The sequence below is a fragment of the Caballeronia sp. ATUFL_F1_KS4A genome, from assembly GCF_023630905.1.
Classification (GTDB): Bacteria; Pseudomonadota; Gammaproteobacteria; order Burkholderiales; family Burkholderiaceae; genus Caballeronia; species Caballeronia zhejiangensis.
Window position 1 is genome coordinate 301,735 of sequence record NZ_JALQEB010000002.1, and the last position, 21,714, is coordinate 323,448.

A 21,714-nucleotide genomic window follows, 5' to 3' on the forward strand; every position below is an offset into this window, starting at 1 on the left:
CGCCCGCGAGCAACATGAAAAACCAGTTCATCGGCGCGTCTGTCACGCCCCATCGCCGGCAAGTGTGAAGGCCGCCCAAAACGCAGGATGGCCGTATAGTCTTCGGGCGTTCATGACTTCTAACTGGGCTTGACGCAAAGCTTCCGAGCGCGCGATGCCTGGCTGGGCGGTCTGATGCTTGAAGATGCTTGTGGTGATCAGCCTTGCCGACACGGTTTCGACGGCCCAACGCGAAACCAGTACGCTCTGTGCTCCAGCGAAAAAGAAAGCGCGTCCCAGTCCCGATATGGCCTCGGAATCGGTAGTCATCCCACTTCCCGAGTTGCAAGCAGACAGGACGACCCAATCAGCTTTAAGCTTCAAACCTAGTACATCATCCAGCGTCAGCAGGCCGTTGCCGCTTTCCCCTACCAAGGCTGGGTTCGACAAAACCAACGCGGGTTCATCAATACCCGCCACCTCTCCCGCGGCAAAACCATGAGTCGCAAACGCAACAATTCGATACCGAGAGAGGTCGATGTGCTTGACCTGACCCACGGTTGCCCTCGAGTCTAGGTACACATCCCGATCAAATTGAGCCCCCATGATTTGCGCTATCTGCATTAGTTCGATGCGCGTATCCGGCAGCGGCGCAAGGTGTTGAAACAGCGCAAGTGGGGCTGGCTCCGCGGAGACCGGACTCAACTCCTGAATGTACGTGGCATTGGGCGAAGCACCGCCAAATGCTTGCTTATCTTGCGGCGCGAAGATGCCGGGCGTGCCAGCAAGACCAATGTCCGAGGTGAGCTGAGCATCGTTCGATGTAGTGTACGTGCCAGAGTCGGATCCCGGCACCGTTTGAGCAACGCTGCTTTTGTTCCTATTGAACAACGGCGAGCCAAAGCCGATGAAAGGCAGCCTTACAGCACTCGATTCAGGTGCTGTCCGGAGCGTTACGAGCGCATTGGCTGAAGATGACTGAACGATGGCGACTTTCTTAATGAGCCAAGGCATGGCGGCATAGGAAGTCGTGCTTTGTTGTGGCGTGTCGCTCTCCATGAGAAGCATGCCAAATGGCAACTGATCTAGCGGGGCGCTCGGCAGAATAGTGAGGACCTTTGTCGTCTCCAAAGCGTCGCGGTCGGGCGCCAGCAATTTTGAGTACAGCGAGCGAGCATCCTCAACATCGAATGTTCTGACTTTCCCGCCACCTAAGTCAACTGATCGGCGCAGTTGAGCGACTTGCTTGCTCAACTCCGTTTTATCAACGGAGACTTCGCGGAACCTGATATCGCTCGCTGTCACGACCCACACATATAGCCTGTGAGTAGTCGAGAACAATGAGATCACGGCCTCGCCAGGGCGCAGAAGTTTCTGGACGTCGCTGCCATAGACCAGTGGCGGAGCCGTCAACTGGCGGAAATTCGGGAATGACCGCGCTAATTCGTTTTCTAAGGCTACCTGCCGCAGTCTGGTCTGCTGCAACGTGCGCTCAAGGGCTTCGATCGTCGAGTCGCTAACCTGTCCAGGTTGTTCAGCGGCTGCATCCTCGAGCGCCTTATTGAGCGAACGGATGCGATTGTCAGCATCCTGCAATTGACGGGCAAGAGCCGCCAGCTGGTCATTAGGTAGCTTGGCGCGCGCGACACTTAACGCAATAGCGCGTTGCACGCTTGAATTTCGAGCAACATCTGCTACGGCAAACGCCTCCTCAGACCCGCGTCGTTCTCCAATCGGCTTTCCCATTTTGTCCCATCGGGAAAGCAGGTCAAGATAAGATTCGAGGACCACGCCAGCGCGGAATTGACCGACGTATGCACCAGCCTCCTCAGAACTCACACCGCTGGACATTGCCTTTAGCAAATCTGGAATTGCTATCGCGAAGTGAGAGGCAGCCACCTCGTCCGCTCCTCGCTCCAGCAACGCGACGGCGAGATAGCCATGAATGTAAGCCAACTGCATCGGGTTTCCATAGTTGCGCTTTAGACGTTTATCAAGCATTCGCGTCAGCATCCGCTCGGCCCTTCTCGCATGTCCTGTTCTCGTCAATGCGAGCGCCCACTCTAGATGTCCCGTCCCACGAAACTTGACTTGGTCGGCATCGAGGTTGAGGTCCGCGTCGCGCCGCTCAAATTCGGCTGCAGCCTCGCTCCACTTTGCCTGGATGGCCAGCGTCATTGCATACTGGGCGCGTGCGTTTGCAAGGTCCAGCGACGACCGCCGGATTTCCGCCGCTTCGAGCGCAAGAACCGCCTGACGGAAGAGTCCGCTAGCCCTTTCAACGTTTCCCTGACGTAAGCGAATGTCGCCGATGAGCGCGAGACTTAGTGCAGCTTCGCGACTGTTCCGCGAATACACGCTAATGGTGTCGGTAAGTGCCGCTCGCGCCCTAATGGTGGCTTCGCCCAATTTCCCGTTCTGTGCCAGAACCGAGGCTACTCTTCGCTCAGTATCGATTCTCCGCGCAGTCGCTGCCCGAACCTGCGGGCTAGGATCTGACGGTGGCATATTCGACGCGCGACTTATAGTCTGTAGATAGCGGCTCACCTCTTCAAGACTCAGTAGGGCGGACTGCTCCGCAGCGTCGTAGTTACCCTCGGCGATGCTTACCATCGCCTCTAGCTCGTGAATTGTCGACATGACGTCGTCCTTTCGCTCGAGCCAGTTGCGACTGCTTTGCAACTGCGGTAGAAGTTGCCGAGCAGAAGCTAGTTGGCCCCGAGCTTCATCCAAGCGTTGGAGTTTTAAGTACGGAGTGACAAGCTTTGCTTGAAGGAAAAATTGTTGAAGGCGCCTGTCTTTTCCAACTTGGCGAATCGATTGCTTGAGGAATTCGATTTGGCCAAGTACGTCGCCGGAAGCCGCGTATGTCCTATTGGTATCACTTATTATGCGCCAGCGTTCGCATCGAAGATCGTATGGGGAGTCAGAGCTCAAATCTAGTGCGACTGATAAGTCGCGTATAGCGGCGGGATAATGCCCACTCGCCTGATTCGCCAGTCCACGCCGCTGGTAGAAGGCACACTGCTCAATCCGGCTCGCACTGTCGGGAGGCGGTAACTCTGCGAGCCGCTTTTCATATAGTTGAGGTGAGCGTTGCTCGGCCTCCGCGTAATATTCCTGAGCCCAGTCTTCTTTCGAAGCAGCACGAGAGGTCACGCAAATGAGCACCGCGATCGCTGCAACTAGCACAGGTAGCGTCGGAGCACTAAGAGAGTGGCAGATTAGTCGAAGCGCAGTTCGCATGTGCTGCAGCGCGGAAATATACATCTTGCATGTCCCACGACCGTTCGTTAATCATGCATCGTGTAGGGGCTTCGATGACGCGTGATCCCACGGTGAGGGAGGATTCAAAGCTCTCCTTCGTTATATGCCACGCAGGTCACGCCGTCCACAGCGTCTCGCGCTGGACCCCGTTTCGGAGGCGCCGAGGCCCGCCCTTGGCATACATCGTATGTGAGAGGGCGCCCCTCCCAGGAGATCAACGTCGCCGGGTTATAACACCGAGTTCTGCGGATCTGCATTCGCTGGCTGCTAACTGACCGATCGCCCGTCGGACAGACAAAGCGCGAATGCGTCCGGGTCCATTTAATGAGTCAAATAGGCCCGAACAGGACGTCGCTATGGAGAAGCTCAGTAGTTACATCGTTAATTGCAGGGCGGAATGGTATCTAGATGGTTGACGGAGCACCTTACGGCTGTCCCGTGTGGCGCTATCTTCGACAGGGGCGATAGCCGAGTGTCCTTCACTCGGTTTCCGCACGATTTGTGGCGGCGTCCGCGGCGGAACGTGCTGCCTACGTCTTGGTTCTTTGTAAGAAATCGTCAGTAGATCAAACTTCTGCAAGAAATATCTAATGGCCATCGTTCCGACCTACTAGAATAAGAATCTGTCGCAGCGTCTGCAAACCAACGCCGCTAACGGCCGTTCGGAAGCCAGACTGACATTCACACCCGATCACGCAAAAGCCGATGAAGGTTTTTGACGGACTATGGTTGTTGCTCGCGTCCGAGCCGGCATGCCAGCCTTTTTTCTGCACCGTGATAGGGCGTCAGGTAGGACAGGTGATCCGATCAATGCGATTGCAGCGCAGATTGAACGTTCACGTGCCGACGACCGAATCTCGTGAACGACCTCCACGCTGCGCAATTACCTCCTGGCAGGGGTCCTACGATGAATTTTGATCAAAGCGACACGGCAGTGGTCTTCATTGACCCGCAAAACGACGTCCTGAGCCCATCCGGAAAGAATTGGGGGGCGGTAGGTGCTAGCGTCACGGAAAACAAGACCGTCGAGAATATGCTGAGAATTTTTGTAGCGGCGAAATCGGCGAATTTCAACGTTTTCATATCGCCACATTATTTCTTTCCGACCGATCGTGCGTGGAAATTCAACGGCCCACTTGAAGCGGACGAGTTTTCGACCGGGACGTTCTCGCGCGAGGGACCTTTGAACCTACAGGGATTCGAGGGTTCCGGCGCGGACTGGCTCGATGAATTCAAGCCCTATATCGATGACGGCCGCACCATCGTAGCCAGTCCTCACAAAGTCTTCGGGCCGCAAACGAACGACCTCGTTCTTCAACTGCGCAAGCGCTCCATGCGCAGGGTGTTCCTCGGCGGAATGCTGGCCAACATGTGCGTCGAGGCCCACTTAAGAGATTTACTCGAACAGGGGTTCGAGGTCTATGTCGTCGCCGACGCGACCGCGGGGCCTCGTCATCCCATTTGGGGAGATGGCTACAAAGCCGCAATGATCAACTATGCTTTTCTCGCCCACGGTGTTGTCTCGACCGACGAGGTCGTCACGAAGATGACGTGACTTTTCGTTCGAGGGCGCGCCAATTCCTCGACCTTGGAAGTGTATTGGTCCGCTCAGACACCCAGCGCTGAACAGCGGGATCCTATCCGTCCATGGAGCATCGTTATGAACACAGTCGCTTCGAACGCTACGCCTGCGGTGAGCATCGCAAATCCGACACCGCCAGTCACCCATTATCGAACAGCGACAATTGACGGACTAACGATCTTCTTCCGCGAGGCTGGCCCCCAAGATGCCCCTGTTGTTCTGCTTCTGCACGGGTTCCCAACGTCGTCGCACATGTTCAGGCAACTGATCCCTGCGCTCGCGGACCGATATCACGTGATCGCGCCGGACTATCCCGGCTTTGGTCAAAGCGACATGCCGGACCGTGGGAAGTTCGCATACACGTTCGATAGATTCGGCGAGTTGATGGACGGACTTCTCGATCACCTCGGCATCAACCGGTACGCAATGTATGTCATGGACTATGGCGCGCCTGTTGGCTGGCGACTCGCTCTAAAGCATCCAGACCGCGTGACCGGCTTCATCGTCCAGAACGGGAACGCATATGACGAAGGCCTCAAGGCATTCTGGGACCCTATCAAAACCTATTGGGCCGACGGCTCGGATTCAAGCCGCAAGGCCTTGCTGCCGCTACTGACGATCGAGACGACTATCTTTCAATATACCGATGGCGTGTCTGACCGGACCCGTATATCGCCGGACAACTGGGTCCATGATCAAGCATTACTCGATCGCCCGGGCAACAATGACATTCAGCTAGACCTGTTCTATGACTATAGAACCAATCTGCCTCTATACCCGGAGTTGCAGGCGTACTTTCGGGAGTTCAAACCTCCAATGTTGATCGTGTGGGGAAAAAATGATTTCATCTTCCCTGCGGACGGCGCATACCCGTACAAAAACGATTTGCCTGAAGTCGAGACCCACTTGATAGATACGGGTCATTTTGCTCTGGAAGACAAGGCAGATGAGATGGTGCCGCTGATCCGGGAGTTTCTCGCGCGGAGAGTTGAGTCGAAACCTCGCTAGGGCAGTGTAGCGATAAGGGCGGGACGCAAGCGTGTGTGATTGGCACTGGATGGGTCCCCGCAGCATCCGACGTTCTCAACGATCCAGGAAGATCACAGCTACCGCAGATGGGTCGAGATCCCGCGCTGCGCAATAGAAGCATCCTATAAGAAGATCTATTTCGAGAAAGTCGTGAACACGAAATCCGCAGCAGCTGGCAGCTTCGCGTGACAAGCAAAGCAGCTATTGATGATTTTCAAGCTGGGATTGGCCTTGCCGTTCTCAAACTGACCGTAACCCCATCCGCCAGTATTTGCGTAACGCTTAGAGTCCTTGACCTCGATCTGCACATTGGTCGGGGCTCCAGCGACAAAAGACTGTTCGCGGCCGAAGATGGCGTTGTTCCGTTCTGACGGGACGTACTCATAGGCAAGCCGCACGATGATAGAGCCGTCCGGGAAGGGAAGAGTCCCTTCCTTGAGGGCTTTCATTGCGATCTCGTTTCCGAGGATTCCACGAATGTCATTGTTGTTGCCGGCTTCATGCGCAACGCTGATGAATTGCCAGTTGCGATAGCCTGGGGGAAGAGTTACACCGAACACCGGCGAGGCCCGGTCGTCCGCCGTTGACGACGCGCTCTCTTCAGCAACGGTCGGTAGCGGAATCGACGCAGAGAGCGACGTTGATATCAGCGCTAGGACCGACAGTTTTCGCATCATCCTCGGTGGTCCCCGAATCAACCGCGCATTCCGCGAGTCAAGGTTCAAGCTAGTTCTGCGACTTATTCTTGTCAAGCGTAGAGTGCGGCGCCGGGTTATGCAGCTACAGAACCTTGGCTGAAGCCTATTGCTGGCTCAGGGCGTCACGACAGCATGCCCACATTTCGATGACGTCGGCACTTCTCAAGTCCAAATCAAGTGTATCTTTGAAGACACTTTGAGCGGCCGGACAACGGCGTCTTCGTTTGACGTGTTCTCTGCAGATCTTCAATGCGAGCTGTCCAAGTTGAAGTCGTACCATCCAGTCGAAATTTGCTTTCTCGCGTGCCTGCCATAATCGTGTGGACTCGACAAGATGAGAAAGTGACCATGATTGTGTCAGCCCGTAGGACACGAGTGTCGCACAAACTAGGTAGCAGACACAGTGGACTTTTATGTCGTCGGAGTCGAGTCGAACTTTAGTTTGGCGCATCGACGCTCCTATGAGCACTGAATCCCAGAATGACAAACCGCGCAGGAAACAAAAAAGGAACATCGTCCCCCGCGCTTTGGAAGATCAGACTACTTCGACCTGCGGGCTAAAACTAGACGTTAGTCTGAAATTCTGAGTTTCGCGCCAAAGTCACAAGCGTAGCCCAGCTTCCAGACTTCTAAGCGAGCTAGCGTCTACAGGATGCAACCCGTTAATACGGTTGCATCGCCTTGCGGACGTTCAACTACGCCTTCAGCCGACTGTTGAAGATGGTACAGGAGTACTCCAAGCGCGGTGCGAAAAAAACCCGGGTTGGCTACCGGGCTAAAGTACGAGGGTGCCCGAAAGAGCACGTCTCAACTGTGAGCGTAATAGTTCGTGCGATGTGTTCGCAGGCAGACGCTGCTCAACATCAGTGCGTCTACGGTATGACCGTTGGCGCTGCATTGCGGACCGGTTTCTCGACTGCAGGACGCAAAGCCGCTTCGACCACCTGCAAATTCGTAGCGACGAAGCTGCGAGTCCAGTTCACTGCTGCGCGCTCGGCGGCACCTTTGGACGTTGCCGAGAACTGGACCTCAAATGCAACCTTTTTAACGCGGCCGTGTTTCAAGTCGTCGCCGCGCGTTGAAAGGCGGGTGCTGCTTGTCCTTCCGTCATCCCCAATCTGCTCGCACTGGATTTCCACAAAATAAGGCGGCATCGGATTTTTGCGAGTAGCGTGTGGCCGTTCCGAGCCGGTGTAGAAACCGAGTACCGGAGCGGTCCTAAAGGGTGCAAGAGCAACTACGCGGGCGGTCAAAGCCGCCAGCAGTCCGACGAGCTAGGCTTTTCGATTCGCGACAGAGAGGAGCACGCCGAGCGCGATCATTAACACGCCCGACGATCGTGTCATTAGCTGTTGCTTGGCGGATTTCGCCGCGCCTGATGCGACAACTCGGTGCGCTGTGAACACGGCGATTAGATCGACTGTAGTGTTCAACAGGATGCAGGTCGTGCCGAGGACAATGAACTGCGGCGCGGGCGCGTAATTGGCAGAGAGAAACTGCGGGATAAACGCTAAGAAGAACATAGCTGTCTTGATATTGAGCGCCTCAACGATGATCCCGTCTTTGAACGCTTTAGGTGCTCGAGTCCGGAGCGGCGCTGACTTCATATCTTGAGGCGGCTTTGGAAGGAGCATACGAATGCCAAGATAGACGAGATACGCTGCGCCGATGAGCTTCACAGCCGCATAGACCACGGCTGATTGGGTGATAAGCATCGACAGTCCGAGTGCGGCAGCAAAAACGTGGACCATGCCGCCGATTGCGGCGCCCATCGAAGAGGCTATGCCTGCGGAGCGACCATCCGCGACAGTACGCGCAACTACATAGGTGATACCAGGACCGGGAACGACCGCCAATGCCAGCGCGGCTATAAGAAACGTCGGGGACGGAAACATTGGAAAGCCTGCGTCACTGAGTTACTAGCCCGATCAGACGAGCTTCGATAGCGGAGTCGGGCATCAAGCGACGCAGGCCATCGACGAGCGCGTCACCAGCTTCTTGCAAAGCGGTGATTGGCATCTCGGGCAGACTCTCGAGAACAAACCACATCTGCTTTGCATCGGCAGCTAATCTGGTCCTCACGCCTTGCCTCCAGTTCCAACGGCGACAGGTGACGCCGACATCGTCGCGCCAGACGACTTCGCCCCGCTCGGGGGCTTCAAGGGCAGGCGCCCCGTCTTTGATCGTGTCAAACCCCTCTGTCCCATCCGCAATCGCCAGTCTAGGGATCCCGACATAAGCCGCGAAATTCTCGCCGCCTACAGGAATCGCGTATCGGAGGCTGACAGCGTTATAAAGATCGACGACGGGATCGATGCTTGGCAACCTGCCTTCTTTCAGCACCCGCTTGCGCAATGCCTCTGCCGAACAGGGAGTTCGCTGCGGCTTGGCGCCGAACTTTCTGAACACCTCGGCCCATGCGCAAAGGTGGGCGTCGGCCCAGGCAGCGCCGCCTGTCGCGATCGAACGGCAGGCTTCGTCGAGCGCTTGTTGGCCAAAGCCCGGATTCACGATTGGCGACGCGCTGACGCTCACGGACCGCGCACGAAAGCCGGGGGCGAGTGTCACGATTTGGCGGTCGATTGACGGCATTACGGCGAGCATAGAAAATTTGGTGATGAATGACCATTTTGTACCATCATACTGACCAGTGACCAAAAAAGTCAATATATCGACCGAATCAGGCGCCGACGTTCAAACAGTGAGCGAGGCGGTAGCGACTCGTTTGAAGGAATTTCGCAAGCGGCAAAAGTTGACGCTTGATGCGCTGTCTCGGCGCTCGGGGGTCAGCAAAGGGATGCTTGTCGAAATCGAAAAGAGTGCTGCCAACCCCAGCATCGCCATCCTTTGCAAGATCTCAGCGGCGCTCGGCGTCTCCGTCGCAGAAATCGTGAACGTAGCCAGTCCACCTGCTGTGCGACTCGTCGAAAAGCATGAAATCCCAACATTGTGGACGGGGCCAAAGGGCGGCTCGGCGCGATTACTCGCCGGCACTGGCGGGCCGAGCATGATCGAGCTATGGCGTTGGGAGATGCAGCCAGGTGAGATCTTCGAATCCACTGGACACCCTAACGGAACATACGAACTGCTGCATGTCGAACAGGGCCAACTGAAGATAGCAGTGAACGAGACAGAACTTCGGATTCAAGCTGGTTGCTCCGCGGTGGCCAAAACCGATGTCCCGCATCAGTACTCGAACGACGGTAAGGCGAAGCTCATTTTTACAATGACCGTTGCAGAGCCTCATTAATGACGCGTTCCGCGCGCATGCGTTCCACCGGAGCCAGCGCTTGCACGCGCGATTCGGCCGACGTATCGTTGAAATAGTCAGCCACCGCGTTATAGCTGCTAGCGCTATGCTCCCTACGTGGGGAGTAGGACCAGGAGCGCTTATGCGCCGATCTGGTTACGGATCGGCCCCCTCTGACATGGAGAGCAGACACCGAACTGAAACACTGATGACGTTTCAAACAGAATCATTATTGATTTCTCTTAGATACAAGATTCTTTCGCGCCGTGCGTGTATCTGACGACGCGACAACATCGAACAACATTGTTGTCGCGTCGTAGGATAATCAGAATGATAACCGTGCTATTGATTAGTTAGCACAATTGGCAGCTTTCATGTCATTGTAGACGGCTCTGTTATACGCATCCCAATTCGGCGGGTTTTCTTTCAGGTAATGGTCGTGCTTTCTTTTCGATTTCTCAAGAAGCCACTGACATCTTTCCATCCGTAATGAGGTATTTGACGCTTGCGGTTTGGACGCTGCTTTTTCAGCAGCGCCAGCGGCTAAGATCGCACAAGAGACAGATAAAAGACCAATGACCAAAGCAATTTTTACTCTTTCGAACATTCGTTTCTCCTACCATTGAGTAACGCGAGCGGCCGCGCCACGATCATTGCGCGGAACGCGCGCTTCCGGAAGCATCTATCGACGCGCGTTTTGAAGGCGCTGGACGGGAGGACCGCCGCAAGCCAGGCGCTTAGGGTTTGTTTTTGCCTACCGCCAACCACTGCGCTTTAGCGGGGAAGTCGCGTTTCACGATTTTTCCATCCCTGATCACATGGGGCGGAGCATGAACTACGATCGAGCACGGGGACCTGAGTTCGTAACTATAGGGCAACGTGCCCGAGCCAACATCGGAAAACAATGCGCCGAGAACGCCTCCCGGAAGTTTTTCAGACACATCAATAGATGCGGTCCTGGTGCCCGCAGGGATTTCAACCTCGCCGAAATCGAAAGACGCTTCAGGTCCGAGCGAGGAGAGCGCTTTAACAAAACACATGGGGCTCACACAACCTCCTATAGAGATTTGGCCGCTTACCGCTAATCCGGCAAACGGCGGCTTGGTTTGAAAAGCCCATCCCGCAACGAATTAATGGTAAGCGGTAGGCCAAGTAACTATTGCCGATAAACATCGCGGGATGTAGAGGTATTTGCCTAACCAGAACGTTTATTAACGCGGAGCGTGTTACGTCTCTGGCCCTTCACGCCGATGCGGGTCAATGGGAAAAACTAAGCAAAGTCGAAAGATCGATGCACGCGATGAACGCAAACTTGGCGCAGTCGCGGTCGAACGAGCCAAGATCGCCGAATCAGCTGATGGGCTTGCGGACCAGCTATTTTGCTGCTCTAGGAGGGAACGGTGCGACGACGTTGCCGGCCGGAAGTCGGCTGCAACTGAACGCGCGGAAATCAAAAAGCGGCGCGGTGGCACTCAACTGAGTCTGGTCGGACAGACGAGAGCCCGCGATCGACAACGTTTGAGGTGAAAACGCCGGACGATGTTTCATAGCCTTCGGCGTTGCTCAATTCGGACCGGCGCGATTGATCTCTTGTATCGAAGGATCTGCCCGCTTGCCTGAGCAGAGTCCGCGTGCCTTAGCGGACATCTCGTCGAGGTAGTCTGCTACTGCGTCATAAGCAGCGTACCGCTTCACACCTTCTGTGTAGGTCGGAATAGGAAACGTCTCCGCGCTGACCTGGTTGCGGATCGTGCCTTCTGACATCGCGAGAAGTGTGGCCAGCTGATTCATCGTGAGGCGCACGCCGTACTTTTCGAGAATGAACGCGCGAGTAAGAAGCTTCATTGTCTTGTCTCCCGACTGGCAAGAAACGCGGCGTGCTTTTGCATCGCTCTGAGCGTCTCTTCGCCTCGGAAAGGGAAGGCCGGTGCTTTCGCGAAAGGCGCCTGTCCGGGGAGACACCAAAACAAATCGAGACGTCCACGCGCGCTGAGCATCGTGAAGCTCTCGATGAACGCGTCCTCCTCGAGAAGAGCAAGAGCATCGTCCATCAGCCTCAAGCTAGTACGTAGCTCGATAACCAGCCGAGATTTCGTTGTATAGCCGGCATGAAGCCTCTCGACGATCTGTTCTCGCAAAGCGCGCTTATCGCGGGCAAGAGGTGATTTGTCTCTTCTTTCGAGAGTTAGCGTAGCTCCCGTTGCGACGGACGGAGACGCCGCACGTGCATTCGACGTGGGCCGGCTAACCGCTTGGGCAATTCGCTCCGCGTTGCGCCGGATCCCAGCGTGAGGATCATTCTTCGGGACTGCGGCCGCGGTCGATCGGACAGGAGGGAGTGGATGCATAGTCGGAGATCATCAGCCGAAAGCCATATGGTAGACATATCTACCATATGAAGCAATAGCTACCAACTTTCATTGCCGGAAACGCTATCCGGCCTGACGGATGCTTGAATGCTCGTCACGGTCGGAGCATGACGGAGCTTGATCAACTTGTTCGCGCAGACGTAAAGAGCTCTCTACGCTGCGTGCTCATGACCCGGGTTGCACGGCGACGGTGACATGGCGATCCTATGTCTTGGATTGCGCACGTTTCCTAACAGCTCTATCAGGTCGAGTTGTTTTTGCCGTGGCGGTCTCGATTGTTGCGACTTCCTTCGAACGCGAACGGCGTTGCTTGAGTTCATGCTCTAGTCGATCGTTATGAAAGACCTTAGCCTTCAGCTCCGCCTTTAATTCCTCTTGCTGGGTGTGGGTTAGGCCCGAAATTAGGCTTAGGAGCTCCAATTCGCTTTGTGAAAATAGATCATGGCGGTCGCGCCCGTGCCGTTTCCCGTCGCCTCCGCCGGGGCCCGACCTCGGCCTGAAGACGTACGGCGCATCCCGAGGGGCTTCCTCGTTCGCCAACCACTTAGGATTGACGCCCAAGTACTCGGCAGCCGCGAGCAGATTGGCACCTTCGATTTTCTTAGTCTTACCCGAAAGCCAAGCGCTGACGGACGACGACGCAATTCCACACGCGCGCGCTACATCTGCGACATTCCGCACTGGTGGCCCCTGCATGGCTATTCGGAGTCGTTCGGCAAGTACAGCCATAGAGTTTCTCAATTGTGGTCGGTAGACAAAGCTACCACTCGGGAGGGTAGCTATGGCTTGCTTTTGAAGGTAGATATAGCTACCATCGGGACATGTTCACACCGACTGAGTTAATCGCTCTTCTCGGCGGGCCGCGTGCTGTAGCTCGCAAATTGGGTATCACTCACCCATCCGTAATCGCGTGGCGCAAGGCAGGGGTACCGCCGCCGCGAGTCGCTCAGTTGGCCGTCGTGACCGGGCGATGCGTTACCGACTCGGCTGATCTAGAGCCGGCGAGATGGCACAAGATCTGGCCAGACTTGCTCGATGGGACGGAGCTGCCTACCGAGAACGTCCGCGCACCGGCCCGACGAAAACGGAGCATTGATGACTCGATCCCCTTGGCGAAAGCGGAAAAGCTCACTCGCTGATTTAGCGGAGGCTGCGTAATGACGATCCACGGCGAACAGGACCAGTACGGCGTGCCCGCGCTGCAAATCGATGGGTTGATCTTTCACAAGAACGGCACGTTTATCGAATCTGCATGCACAGAAGACTTTTTCTGGCTTCGGTTGTCGGCGACTGTTGGTTACGCCCGGTTTGCGGTTATGCCAGAACTCAGTGAGCCGGGCGCACCAAGAACGTTTCAATTGCTTGAAGTGCGGCCGGCCAGTTTGCCAGCCCCGCATCAACTAGTTTCAGTGTCAGGTGTTTTATGGTCTCGCCGGGCAGCCCGCGAAGCTGATCGAGTAATCGCTTCTTATCTGTCTGGGCTAGATCCGATGTCTCAATCCGCCGGCCAATCAATTCAAGCAGGGTGTCTTCGTGAAGCTTGACCGTCACAACTCCGAGAACCGCAGAGAGTCCGCCGTCGCTAGCAAGGAAGTCCATTCCATCGTTCGTGATGCGTGTTGGCTGATAGCGAACCGTGTTGTCCAAATAAAACCACACGCACGTGGTGATGAGCCCGTGTTCGGCCAAATAAAAGAGGTTCGCGGCACGGACGTCCTCCGGCACATTGCCGACGTGTTCTGCGTGACCGAGACGAGGGTAGATGTCCGCGAGTGCGAGCATTACTTCCTTTTGAAATTTCCGATCCAGTTTCATGTAGGGCTGGTTGATGTCCTTTCGATGGCGGGGGCTGCGTGATCATGATCAAGCCACACGGATCAAATTGCGATCTTGACGTACTCGCCTGTCGGGTAATCGTTTTTACATATCGGGCAAACGAGAACGTACTCGTACGCAACCTGCGCGCGCTTGAGTACGCCTTTCTTCGCCGCGTTGTCCATGCAGGGCTGACAAAGGTAGTGAGGGCTTCGGCCGGTCTTCGAAGAATTCAGCTCTGCCAGGACAAAGACGCCTTCGCTGAGCTCGTGCAGGTCATAGCTTTCGCGCTCGGACCGTTGTTTCTCAAGCTCAGCTATTCGTGCACTCAGCTCTCGTTTCCCGTCTTTGAGCGCCTGCTTTTCATCCAGCAGAGACGAAATTTTTTCTTGGGCTTGAAGTGCGGTGTTCTGGACATCAATGATCCGATTTTGAAGGTCCTCCAGCGCCGCGGTGATCTTCGCATCATCGCGCAAGGCTGCTGCGGACCTGACGAGTTCAAATGCTGTTCGTGCGCTGCTAAGCGCTGCGCTAAGGGTTTGGACGTCCACGGGGTCTCCGATCGACAGGGTAGTTTCGACGTGTAGGAGCCAAGATTCTGCCAGAGGCTGAAGACCCCACCTTTTGAAAAGGAGAAATAGATATGCACCTTGCACGACACCAACAAATGCTTAAGGAAGCGACAGAAGAAACACGGCCACACGTGGAAGCGCGGATTCGCGAAGAAAATCCCGAGGCGTTTCACGTTGTGTCTGGCGTGCACGAGACGCTTTCTCAGCGCCACTTCCAACACGAGCCGTGCAGCCCGATTCCGATGGCAGGCTTCGTCCGCGCTTACGTTCCACCGCCGCCGCCGCCGACCAAGACTGAAACCGAAACTGAAGCAGCACCCCTCTCCAAGGACGAGAAGGAAGCGAAAGCTAATGAGCAAAAAGAAGGCGTATCGGGGAAGGATGTCGAGGTAAGCGCCGAGGTTGAAGCAGCGGCCGGGACCGACTCTGAACCGGTGAGCGTCGAATAGGCCACCCGTCGAAGGAGACAGAACCCTTCGAACGAATTAGTACTACTACCGGAGCACGGTCGCGACGAATGCGGAGACGGTGAGGATGTGAAGGACGCTCAGTGCGTCGAGTACGACGCTTCGTCAGAAAACTCGGCTTCTCCAACCGTCTTGCTGACATGCCTGTCCTGCGGGGCAAGGCAAGACAGCGATGGGCGCCTGCCGTGCGACCACTGAGCTAACAGGAGAGCCCAATGGCAAAGAATTCAGTTGATGCATATGGAGCTTCAGGAAAGACGAATCTGCTGTTCTTCGATCCCGCGCGATTGGTGCTCGTGACTGACGTCACGTCGCCGTTGTACGACCCTCGCGTCGATCTCGCAGTGAACGAGGATCTCGCGCGGAATATCGACTTTCAAGGCGTCTTGCAGCCGATCTCCGTTGTTAAAAACACTGAGACTGGCGAAACGGAAGTCGCCGTCGGTCGACAGCGTACCAAGGCGGCGAGGCTCGTGAATGAATGGCGGCGAGCGCGCGGCGAACAACCCATTCAGATTCCTGCCCAGGTGTATCGCGGTGAGCGCCGCACCGCGCTCACCGCGATCATCGCTGAGAACGAGTTGCGCGAGGCGGACACACCGCTTGGTCGAGCGGAAAAGATGCGGCGCGTCATGGCGTTCGGTTTCAGCGACGCTGAGGTCGCCACAGTCTTCGGATGTTCGGTGTCTACGGTGCGCTCCACGATCGCGCTGCTCGAATGCTGCGCTGACGTCCGTAGGGCGGTCGAGAGCGAGCGCATCAACGTCACCCACGCGCGCCAGCTGTCGAAGCTATCCCCGGATGCTCAACGTGAGAAGGTTCGGGAGCTAATCGCAGCGGGGGAGCACGCGGTCGGTCACGCGCGCGCTCGCGCTCAACGCAAAGTGATAAGCAACGACAGACCGAGGTTGCGGAGCCGCAAAGAGATCACACGTGAGTTGGAGTCAGCTTCGGGAGATCGTGCTGATGCGCTTCGCTGGGTGCTCGGGATCGAGCTCGACCACGGGGAGGAAGCATGACGCCCCCGAGCCGGGCCAGGCGCAGGCTTGCATCTCAGATCGGCGCTTCTTCCGCTGCGTGCGTCTTGAGCCAATCGCGAAGGGCTGAATTCATACGTGACTGCCAACGTGGCCCAGTCGCGCGGAAGGCCTCAAGGATGTCCGCGTCATACCGCACCGTTGCCGGCTTCTTGGTCGGCGCCTTTTGCGGTCCGCGTACGCCCAGTTTCTCGCGCAAATTGGGCGGCAGCGCTTCACCAGCTGGCTTGAAGAGCTTTGCGTCAGCTGCTGTCAATTCTCTGACTTCGCCTGCTTCATTAGTCAATCGTGAGCGTTTTGCCATTGCGTTTCGCCTCTCTCTCGTTAGCTTTGCGGAAACTGATCACCCTGATTCCGGTTTGAGTCTCTGTGAAACACATTACGTGCAGCCTCTTGTCCAAGTAGCCGAGTGCGACATATCGGACTTCCCCGTAAGGGCGGCGATCGTCGATCGCAACGAGGGCCGACGTGAAGTCAAACTCTCTGGCTCGGTCGAAGGAAAGTCCGCGTTCTCGGACATTCCGAGCGCTTTTATTGTCGTCGTAAGTAATGTCCATTATGCAAATTGTACGTACAAAAAAGATGGCAATCAAGGTTTTTTGTACGTACGATCAGATGGGCGTACTTTCGAGCCCGACCGACGGGCTGCTTGTGAGGGACTGCCCGTCCTGAACACGCCTTCTTTCTTAGCGTCACTCCGCGCCCTTACGACGCTGCCGCACTGGACATCGTTTGTCTGCTCTTGGTTTGCCTCAGACGCGCGAAGTAACAGCGGGGGTGGCGCATGAGGGTATCTGGCGTTCTCCGTGACATTGGTCGCCCAGTCGCGTACTACCCCGGCCTTGCTCGATACCTAGGTGGCGTTAAGGCAACCGTGTTGTTTTGCCAGATCTTCTATTGGCAAAGCCGTGCCACCAGTGAGTTAGGCGTTCACAAGACCTCAGAGGAACTGTGCGAGGAAACTGGCTTGACTTACGAGGAGCAAAGGGCTGCGCGTCGCGCGTTGAAGAAATCAGGCGTGTTGATCGAGACCGAGAAGCGTCTGGAGCACAAGATCTATTTCCGCATCGACGAGGACGCGCTCGAGCGACTGGTCGAGGATGGCCACGCGTCAGAGGACGATGAGTCGGCCGAATGGGAAAACCCCATTCCCCGAAATGGGAAAAGTCCATTTCGGGAGATGGACTTTCCCCAACCCGCCGAGCGGTCAAACCCTTGTCCGCGGACCGGTCAAACCCCTGCCCGCGGAGAGGGGTTTGACCAGGTCGTTAACGGTGTAAAGACTACAGCAGAGATTACAGCAGAGAGCAGCAGCAACGCGTGCGCGCGTGAGCCTGTGGATAACTTCGATGCTGCCGCTGCTGCTTGCTTGCAAAACGAGAATTCGAAACCTGAGCACGAGCTCACCGAGCTGCTGACCGCTTTGGAGGCTGCGCGTCGCAAACGTTGCGTGGTCGATCGCGGTCGGGACCGAGCGCATGTGCTCGCATGGGTGGGTCGAGGCCTGACGACCGATCAGCTACGCGAAGCGCATCGCCGGGCGGTGGCAGCGCGCGAGCGTGACGCTGACAGCCGAGCCGTGAATGTCGGATTCCTTGCCCGTTTCATTGATGAGGTGCTAGCCGATGCGCCCGACGCCCCTGTGCGAGGCGGTCGAGCTGCGTGGTGGCTCGGCGGTGAAGCGGACGTCTGTTGCGAGGCGGCGCGGCTCGGTGTTCGCCTGAAACGCGTAGACGAGTCTCTGCCCGAATACAGGGTGCTAGTCGCTAAGGCGGCCGGCAAGGGGCCGTGGATCGACCACGTGCTCAAGGACGCACAACGCAGCGGTTCTGAGCGCTTCTATCAAAACGTGATTGACACCCTCGGCGACGCGCTGTTGCCGTCGGAGTTTCACGCCTGGGCCAAATAGGGCGCAAGCATGCGGTCGGAGTCGAGGCATATGGAAAGAAATCTTTTGTTTGTCGGAAGCAAAGGGGCAATCGAATGGTGTGTGGACATCCTGCGCAAAGTAGGCCGCCGAGCGAGGAGCGATACGAGCATTTCTGCGCGCATTTCGACAGCATCCCGCGTGACAAAACGCGCAATACGGAGGTGGCATGAACACATGTGAAACCTGCAAGTACGCAATTGAAGAAGCCGGCTCGGAGCGCATGCATCGCCTGGGCTTTCGCAAATGCGCATGGATGTCCGAATGGCATTACGTGTCGATTCGCTCGACATGTCGTTTCAGTCCGATCCGCTGGAGCCAAAGATCATGAATGCACAAATGCTTGTCCGCGCGGTCCTGTTCGACGCGCTACTCGCCATCTGTCTGTACCTGTGGATTGAGGGTGGTCACAACCTCGCGCGGGATCTCGCCATTGCCTACCTCTTTGTCATGGCCGAAATAATGTGGATCGTTGCCGTACTTGTGCCTGCGAAGGACTACGAACACGGCTATCCCGTCAATGCCTTTTACGACTTCGTGTCGACGACGGCCATTCTCGGCATTCTCGCTTGGCAGGGCGAGTTCACCGTCGCAATGCTGCTCGGCGTCCCGTATCTGCTCACCCTGGTTAAAAGGGAGGTGGCAGGAGCATGGTGAAGCGCAGTCGAACAATTCGCCTGAACGAAGGCGCAACCGCAATGGGCACGGCGACGGTTCGCGAGGCGCGGCGCGATATGACGGCGGCTCAGCGCGCCATCTTTGAGAGCACGGGGAAGCCACCTTCTGCGTCGGCAGGATTTGACGACCTTGCAGACGGACTTGACGCGCCGGCGCTGATTACCCCCGCGTATCGCCGACAGGCGGTGGCGCCAAGCGCGGATGCAAAGCAAAAGTTGTATGCGCTTGGTCGTCTGCCCGATGGCAAAGAGAACGCGACGGAGAAGCGGTACGCGGAGCACTTGGAGCAGCGGCGGCGCGCCGGAGAGATCGAATGGTACTGCTTCGAGGGCATCAAGCTTAAGCTCGCCCCCAAAACCTACCTGACCGTCGATTACGTCGTGCTACCCGCGTCGGGGCTACTTGAGATGCACGATGTAAAAGGCGCGCGTGCCATCTTCAGTGACGACGCGAAAGTCAAGATGAAGGTCGCCGCATCGCTCTTTCCCCTCGTCTTCAAGGTGGCATATCCGAGAAAGACCCGAGACGGTGGCGGCTGGGACATTGAGGAAATTCGAAGCGTGGGACCGCGCGTACGAGGCGTGTAGGTCCATGCGCGCCGCAAAGATGGGCAAGAAGGAGAAGCAGCATGCAATGTCGCATTACGGTTGACGAATGCACGGTGTGGCGGGCAGTCCGCGGCAAAGGCGGTCACCGCATTCACGTGCCGGTCACTCCTCGTTTGAAGTTGGACACGATGGTGTATCGACTCGCTCTTGCAAAACTGCGGGACAACGAGCGTCAATTCGTCTGGGCAGATGCTTGGATACCTGAACACTATCGCTCCCGCATCCCAATACTAGACAGCAAATGGATCGCGCAGGGAGTCTATCGCGCGAAGGCGTTTATTGACGACAACCGCAAAACGTTGGCGCCGTTCCTCGCGAGCGGTTTGGAAGAAATGGACGTGAGCGAGGAGGCAGCGTGATGATCAAGCTATATAGCAGCCGGACGGACACCACGATTAATAGAGCGGTGATCGAGAACGGCCAACTCGAACGCCTGATTGCAGAGCAAGTCGCCAAAGCGGCCGGCATCGACATCGACGCGAAGCATGTGCACGCGCGTTGTCACGTGAGCTCCCGTATGGGCAGCACCAACACGGAAACCCGAGAGAAAGTGACGATCACCGTCAATCGCTCGAAGCAGCCGGGCGTGAATGAAGACGCCCGGAAACGCAGCATGATTCCCGCCGATTTCGAACCGTGTTTCGCCGTGATGGGAGCGAAGCGCCGAGGCTTGACGAAGCCAATGGAGCCGAAATGAACGTCTCTGAACTCTCCGGCGCACAGCTCGACTACTGGGTGGCGAAGGCCGAGGGCATGGATGCCGAAGTGAAGCGCGCATGCGGCATGGAATGGTGCCAAGTCGACGTCCAGTCAGTCGGTCTTATTCATTATCAGCCGTCCGACGATTGGCACATCGCCGCACCGATTGCCGAACGTCAGCGCTATGTGACGTATCCACGTATGCGCGCAGGCGGGAAGGTCGAATGGCTGGCCGAATCTCAGCTGAACCCGGAATTCCACGGAATCATGGTCGATGAGTCGCCGAAGGTCGCGATATGCCGCCTGCGCGTTGCCGAAGTCTTCGGGCTTGAGGTTGCGGATTGACACTCCGCCCGCCGAACACATTCCGTGATCCGTTGCTGCAACTGATCGCGAAGGAGGGCGGGACCTGCAAGGGCTGCCCGCACGAACGCACCTACGAATTCATCGGCTCCATGCGAACCATCTGCGCCACCGGCAAGGACCACGGTTACCGCTGCGAACAGTACGGAAAGAGGAACCCCATGACGAAAAGCGCCATTGCGGCAGATGAGATCGATGTTGTGCTGACCGAATGGTACGAGTGGAGTCAGTCATACGAGCCCGCAGTTGGGTATGGACGTGCCAGTGCGATGTTTCGCGACTGCCGCAGCAGCCGTCAGTGGATGACGTATGACGAGCTCGGCGAGGACGTTGACAATCAATTGCGCGCCACGACAGGGGAGGCTGTCGAGCCAATAATTGCCGCTCTGTCGCTAACGCATCGAATTGCGGTAATGACGGCAGTGCGTAACTTCGTCGCAGGCGCGGTCGTCTTCGAAAATCCTCGCAGCCCCGCGACGCAGGAACGCGACTACTCCGAAGCGAAGGCGTTCATGCGTCCCGCGTTGGTCGCAAAGAACCTAATCCGTAAGCGCTGACAATGTCGCTACAAATATTCCTTGCGCGATGCAATAACTGTAGCTGCAATTAATGCATGGACATCACATACGATCCGAGCAAAAACGAAGCGAATATTGCCAAGCATGGCATGTCGCTCAGTTGGCAGAGGTGATCGATTGGTCGGCAGTCTTGTCCTACGTGGATGCTCGTCGCGAGTACATGGAAGTGCGTGAAGTCGGCATCGCTCCGATCGGCACGCGCCTCTACTGTGTGGTTTTCACGCAGCGTGGCGAGACAATGCATGTCATTAGCCTTCGCAAGGCAAACGACCGAGAGGTGCGCAACTATGCCAAATACGATTAGGACGCGGTCGGGCCGCGTGCTCGAACTCCCGCCACCCGAGGAAGACAAGGCAATCAATCGCGGCATCGCCGCAGATCCGGACACGTACGAGGTGTCGGACGAACAATTCAAGAAGATGAAGCGGCGTGGCGAGCGCGGTCGACCGCGCCTTGAATCGCCGAAATTGCTGCTATCCGTGCGCTACGATGCGGACATCGTTGAAGCATTCAAAGCGTCGGGCGATGGCTGGCAGACACGCATAAACGACACGCTGCGTGAATGGTTAAAGACCCACCGACCTGCTTGATCGGTTGCTCTAGAGAACGGAATGAATGAATCCGTGAGTAGTTCATAAAGCTATTGCACATACTAGAAAACTGAAGCACAATTACCACGTGGCGGCAGAGTTGCGCCCAGAAAAAGCCCACCCGGTTTCGCCGCGTGGGCTTTTTGCATTGCCGAGGAGGATCTATTCGTTCCTACTTGCACTCAAACTCGCTCGACGGAGTGCTT

26 protein-coding genes are annotated in these 21,714 nt (G+C 56.6%); 15 read left to right on the forward strand and 11 right to left on the reverse strand.

Going from position 1 to position 21,714, the window contains the following annotated elements; genetic code table 11:
* Positions 1-42: 42 nt before the first annotated feature.
* Positions 43-2,619, reverse strand: a complete 2,577-nt coding sequence (locus tag NCS03_RS04520) for a CHAT domain-containing protein (protein ID WP_250528808.1) — start codon at positions 2,617-2,619, stop codon at positions 43-45.
* 1,534 nt (positions 2,620-4,153) lie between these two features.
* Here NCS03_RS04520 and NCS03_RS04525 point away from each other — a divergent pair.
* Positions 4,154-4,801, forward strand: coding sequence for an isochorismatase family protein (locus NCS03_RS04525; protein WP_250528809.1), 648 nt, complete (start codon positions 4,154-4,156; stop codon positions 4,799-4,801).
* Between the two features lie 105 nt (positions 4,802-4,906).
* Positions 4,907-5,836 (forward strand): alpha/beta fold hydrolase, encoded by a 930-nt coding sequence (locus NCS03_RS04530; RefSeq protein ID WP_250528810.1) that lies wholly within the window; start codon positions 4,907-4,909, stop codon positions 5,834-5,836.
* A 155-nt stretch (positions 5,837-5,991) separates the two neighbouring features.
* Here the strand turns inward: NCS03_RS04530 and NCS03_RS04535 are convergent, their stop codons facing one another.
* The 3 genes from NCS03_RS04535 to NCS03_RS04545 form a co-directional block, all read right to left on the reverse strand.
* A complete protein-coding gene (locus NCS03_RS04535) occupies positions 5,992-6,534 on the reverse strand; it encodes a cytochrome P460 family protein (protein WP_250528811.1) in 543 nt (180 codons plus the stop codon).
* A 1,295-nt stretch (positions 6,535-7,829) separates the two neighbouring features.
* Positions 7,830-8,450, reverse strand: a complete 621-nt coding sequence (locus NCS03_RS04540) for a LysE family translocator (RefSeq protein ID WP_250528812.1) — start codon at positions 8,448-8,450, stop codon at positions 7,830-7,832.
* A gap of 13 nt (positions 8,451-8,463) precedes the next feature.
* A complete protein-coding gene (locus NCS03_RS04545) occupies positions 8,464-9,123 on the reverse strand; it encodes a B3/B4 domain-containing protein (RefSeq protein ID WP_250528813.1) in 660 nt (219 codons plus the stop codon).
* A gap of 82 nt (positions 9,124-9,205) precedes the next feature.
* Here NCS03_RS04545 and NCS03_RS04550 point away from each other — a divergent pair, with 82 nt between their 5' ends.
* Positions 9,206-9,805: a helix-turn-helix domain-containing protein gene (locus tag NCS03_RS04550; RefSeq protein WP_250528814.1), complete on the forward strand. Its 600-nt coding sequence runs from the start codon at positions 9,206-9,208 to the stop codon at positions 9,803-9,805.
* Between the two features lie 349 nt (positions 9,806-10,154).
* Here NCS03_RS04550 and NCS03_RS04555 read toward each other — a convergent pair whose 3' ends face one another.
* The 3 genes from NCS03_RS04555 to NCS03_RS04565 form a co-directional block, all read right to left on the reverse strand.
* Positions 10,155-10,412, reverse strand: a complete 258-nt coding sequence (locus tag NCS03_RS04555; protein ID WP_250528815.1) for a hypothetical protein — start codon at positions 10,410-10,412, stop codon at positions 10,155-10,157.
* 956 nt (positions 10,413-11,368) lie between these two features.
* On the reverse strand, positions 11,369-11,650 hold the full coding sequence (locus tag NCS03_RS04560) for a hypothetical protein (protein WP_250528816.1): 282 nt from the start codon (positions 11,648-11,650) through the stop codon (positions 11,369-11,371).
* 728 nt (positions 11,651-12,378) lie between these two features.
* Positions 12,379-12,903 (reverse strand): helix-turn-helix domain-containing protein, encoded by a 525-nt coding sequence (locus NCS03_RS04565; protein WP_350029348.1) that lies wholly within the window; start codon positions 12,901-12,903, stop codon positions 12,379-12,381.
* Between the two features lie 92 nt (positions 12,904-12,995).
* On the opposite strand from NCS03_RS04565, the gene NCS03_RS31235 reads away from it, so the two are divergent.
* Positions 12,996-13,313, forward strand: a complete 318-nt coding sequence (locus tag NCS03_RS31235; protein WP_350029349.1) for a Cro/CI family transcriptional regulator — start codon at positions 12,996-12,998, stop codon at positions 13,311-13,313.
* A 187-nt stretch (positions 13,314-13,500) separates the two neighbouring features.
* Here NCS03_RS31235 and NCS03_RS04570 read toward each other — a convergent pair whose 3' ends face one another.
* Positions 13,501-13,989 (reverse strand): DUF2513 domain-containing protein, encoded by a 489-nt coding sequence (locus NCS03_RS04570; RefSeq protein WP_250528817.1) that lies wholly within the window; start codon positions 13,987-13,989, stop codon positions 13,501-13,503.
* Positions 13,990-14,051: 62 nt separating this feature from the next.
* A complete protein-coding gene (locus NCS03_RS04575) occupies positions 14,052-14,540 on the reverse strand; it encodes a DUF3450 domain-containing protein (protein WP_250528818.1) in 489 nt (162 codons plus the stop codon).
* A gap of 92 nt (positions 14,541-14,632) precedes the next feature.
* Between NCS03_RS04575 and NCS03_RS04580 the strand changes: the two genes are divergently transcribed.
* Together NCS03_RS04580 and NCS03_RS04585 are read left to right on the forward strand one after the other, a co-directional pair.
* On the forward strand, positions 14,633-15,010 hold the full coding sequence (locus NCS03_RS04580) for a hypothetical protein (RefSeq protein ID WP_250528819.1): 378 nt from the start codon (positions 14,633-14,635) through the stop codon (positions 15,008-15,010).
* Positions 15,011-15,243: 233 nt separating this feature from the next.
* The gene (locus NCS03_RS04585; protein WP_250528820.1) at positions 15,244-16,047 is read left to right on the forward strand and encodes a ParB/RepB/Spo0J family partition protein; all 804 of its coding nucleotides are present in this window, start codon (positions 15,244-15,246) and stop codon (positions 16,045-16,047) included.
* 34 nt (positions 16,048-16,081) lie between these two features.
* On the opposite strand, the gene NCS03_RS04590 is transcribed toward NCS03_RS04585, so the two are convergent.
* The gene (locus NCS03_RS04590) at positions 16,082-16,369 is read right to left on the reverse strand and encodes a BrnA antitoxin family protein (protein WP_250483281.1); all 288 of its coding nucleotides are present in this window, start codon (positions 16,367-16,369) and stop codon (positions 16,082-16,084) included.
* Entirely contained in the window at positions 16,344-16,622 is a 279-nt protein-coding gene (locus NCS03_RS04595) for a BrnT family toxin (protein ID WP_250483282.1), read from the reverse strand. The genes NCS03_RS04590 and NCS03_RS04595 overlap by 26 nt, the downstream gene beginning before the upstream one ends.
* 320 nt (positions 16,623-16,942) lie before the next feature.
* Between NCS03_RS04595 and NCS03_RS04600 the strand changes: the two genes are divergently transcribed.
* The 9 genes from NCS03_RS04600 to NCS03_RS04640 all read left to right on the forward strand — a co-directional run bounded on the left by NCS03_RS04600 (position 16,943) and on the right by NCS03_RS04640 (position 21,508).
* On the forward strand, positions 16,943-17,974 hold the full coding sequence (locus NCS03_RS04600) for a hypothetical protein (RefSeq protein ID WP_250528821.1): 1,032 nt from the start codon (positions 16,943-16,945) through the stop codon (positions 17,972-17,974).
* A 282-nt stretch (positions 17,975-18,256) separates the two neighbouring features.
* The gene (locus NCS03_RS04605) at positions 18,257-18,649 is read left to right on the forward strand and encodes a hypothetical protein (RefSeq protein ID WP_250528822.1); all 393 of its coding nucleotides are present in this window, start codon (positions 18,257-18,259) and stop codon (positions 18,647-18,649) included.
* Positions 18,643-19,257, forward strand: coding sequence for a hypothetical protein (locus NCS03_RS04610; RefSeq protein WP_250528823.1), 615 nt, complete (start codon positions 18,643-18,645; stop codon positions 19,255-19,257). Before NCS03_RS04605 ends, NCS03_RS04610 begins: the two co-directional genes overlap by 7 nt.
* Before the next feature lie 41 nt (positions 19,258-19,298).
* Positions 19,299-19,637, forward strand: coding sequence for a hypothetical protein (locus NCS03_RS04615; RefSeq protein WP_250528824.1), 339 nt, complete (start codon positions 19,299-19,301; stop codon positions 19,635-19,637).
* A complete protein-coding gene (locus tag NCS03_RS04620; protein WP_250528825.1) occupies positions 19,637-19,975 on the forward strand; it encodes a hypothetical protein in 339 nt (112 codons plus the stop codon). Before NCS03_RS04615 ends, NCS03_RS04620 begins: the two co-directional genes overlap by 1 nt.
* On the forward strand, positions 19,972-20,322 hold the full coding sequence (locus NCS03_RS04625) for a phage protein NinX family protein (protein ID WP_250528826.1): 351 nt from the start codon (positions 19,972-19,974) through the stop codon (positions 20,320-20,322). The genes NCS03_RS04620 and NCS03_RS04625 overlap by 4 nt, the downstream gene beginning before the upstream one ends.
* A 32-nt stretch (positions 20,323-20,354) precedes the next feature.
* Complete coding sequence (locus NCS03_RS04630; RefSeq protein WP_250528827.1) at positions 20,355-20,897, forward strand: hypothetical protein; 543 nt, start codon at positions 20,355-20,357, stop codon at positions 20,895-20,897.
* 52 nt (positions 20,898-20,949) lie between these two features.
* Positions 20,950-21,222 carry a BrnT family toxin gene (locus tag NCS03_RS04635; RefSeq protein ID WP_250528828.1) on the forward strand — a complete coding sequence of 91 codons (273 nt, stop codon included), beginning with the start codon at positions 20,950-20,952 and terminating at the stop codon, positions 21,220-21,222.
* 16 nt (positions 21,223-21,238) lie between these two features.
* On the forward strand, positions 21,239-21,508 hold the full coding sequence (locus NCS03_RS04640) for a BrnA antitoxin family protein (RefSeq protein ID WP_502801511.1): 270 nt from the start codon (positions 21,239-21,241) through the stop codon (positions 21,506-21,508).
* The last annotated feature ends 206 nt before the right edge of the window (positions 21,509-21,714 follow it).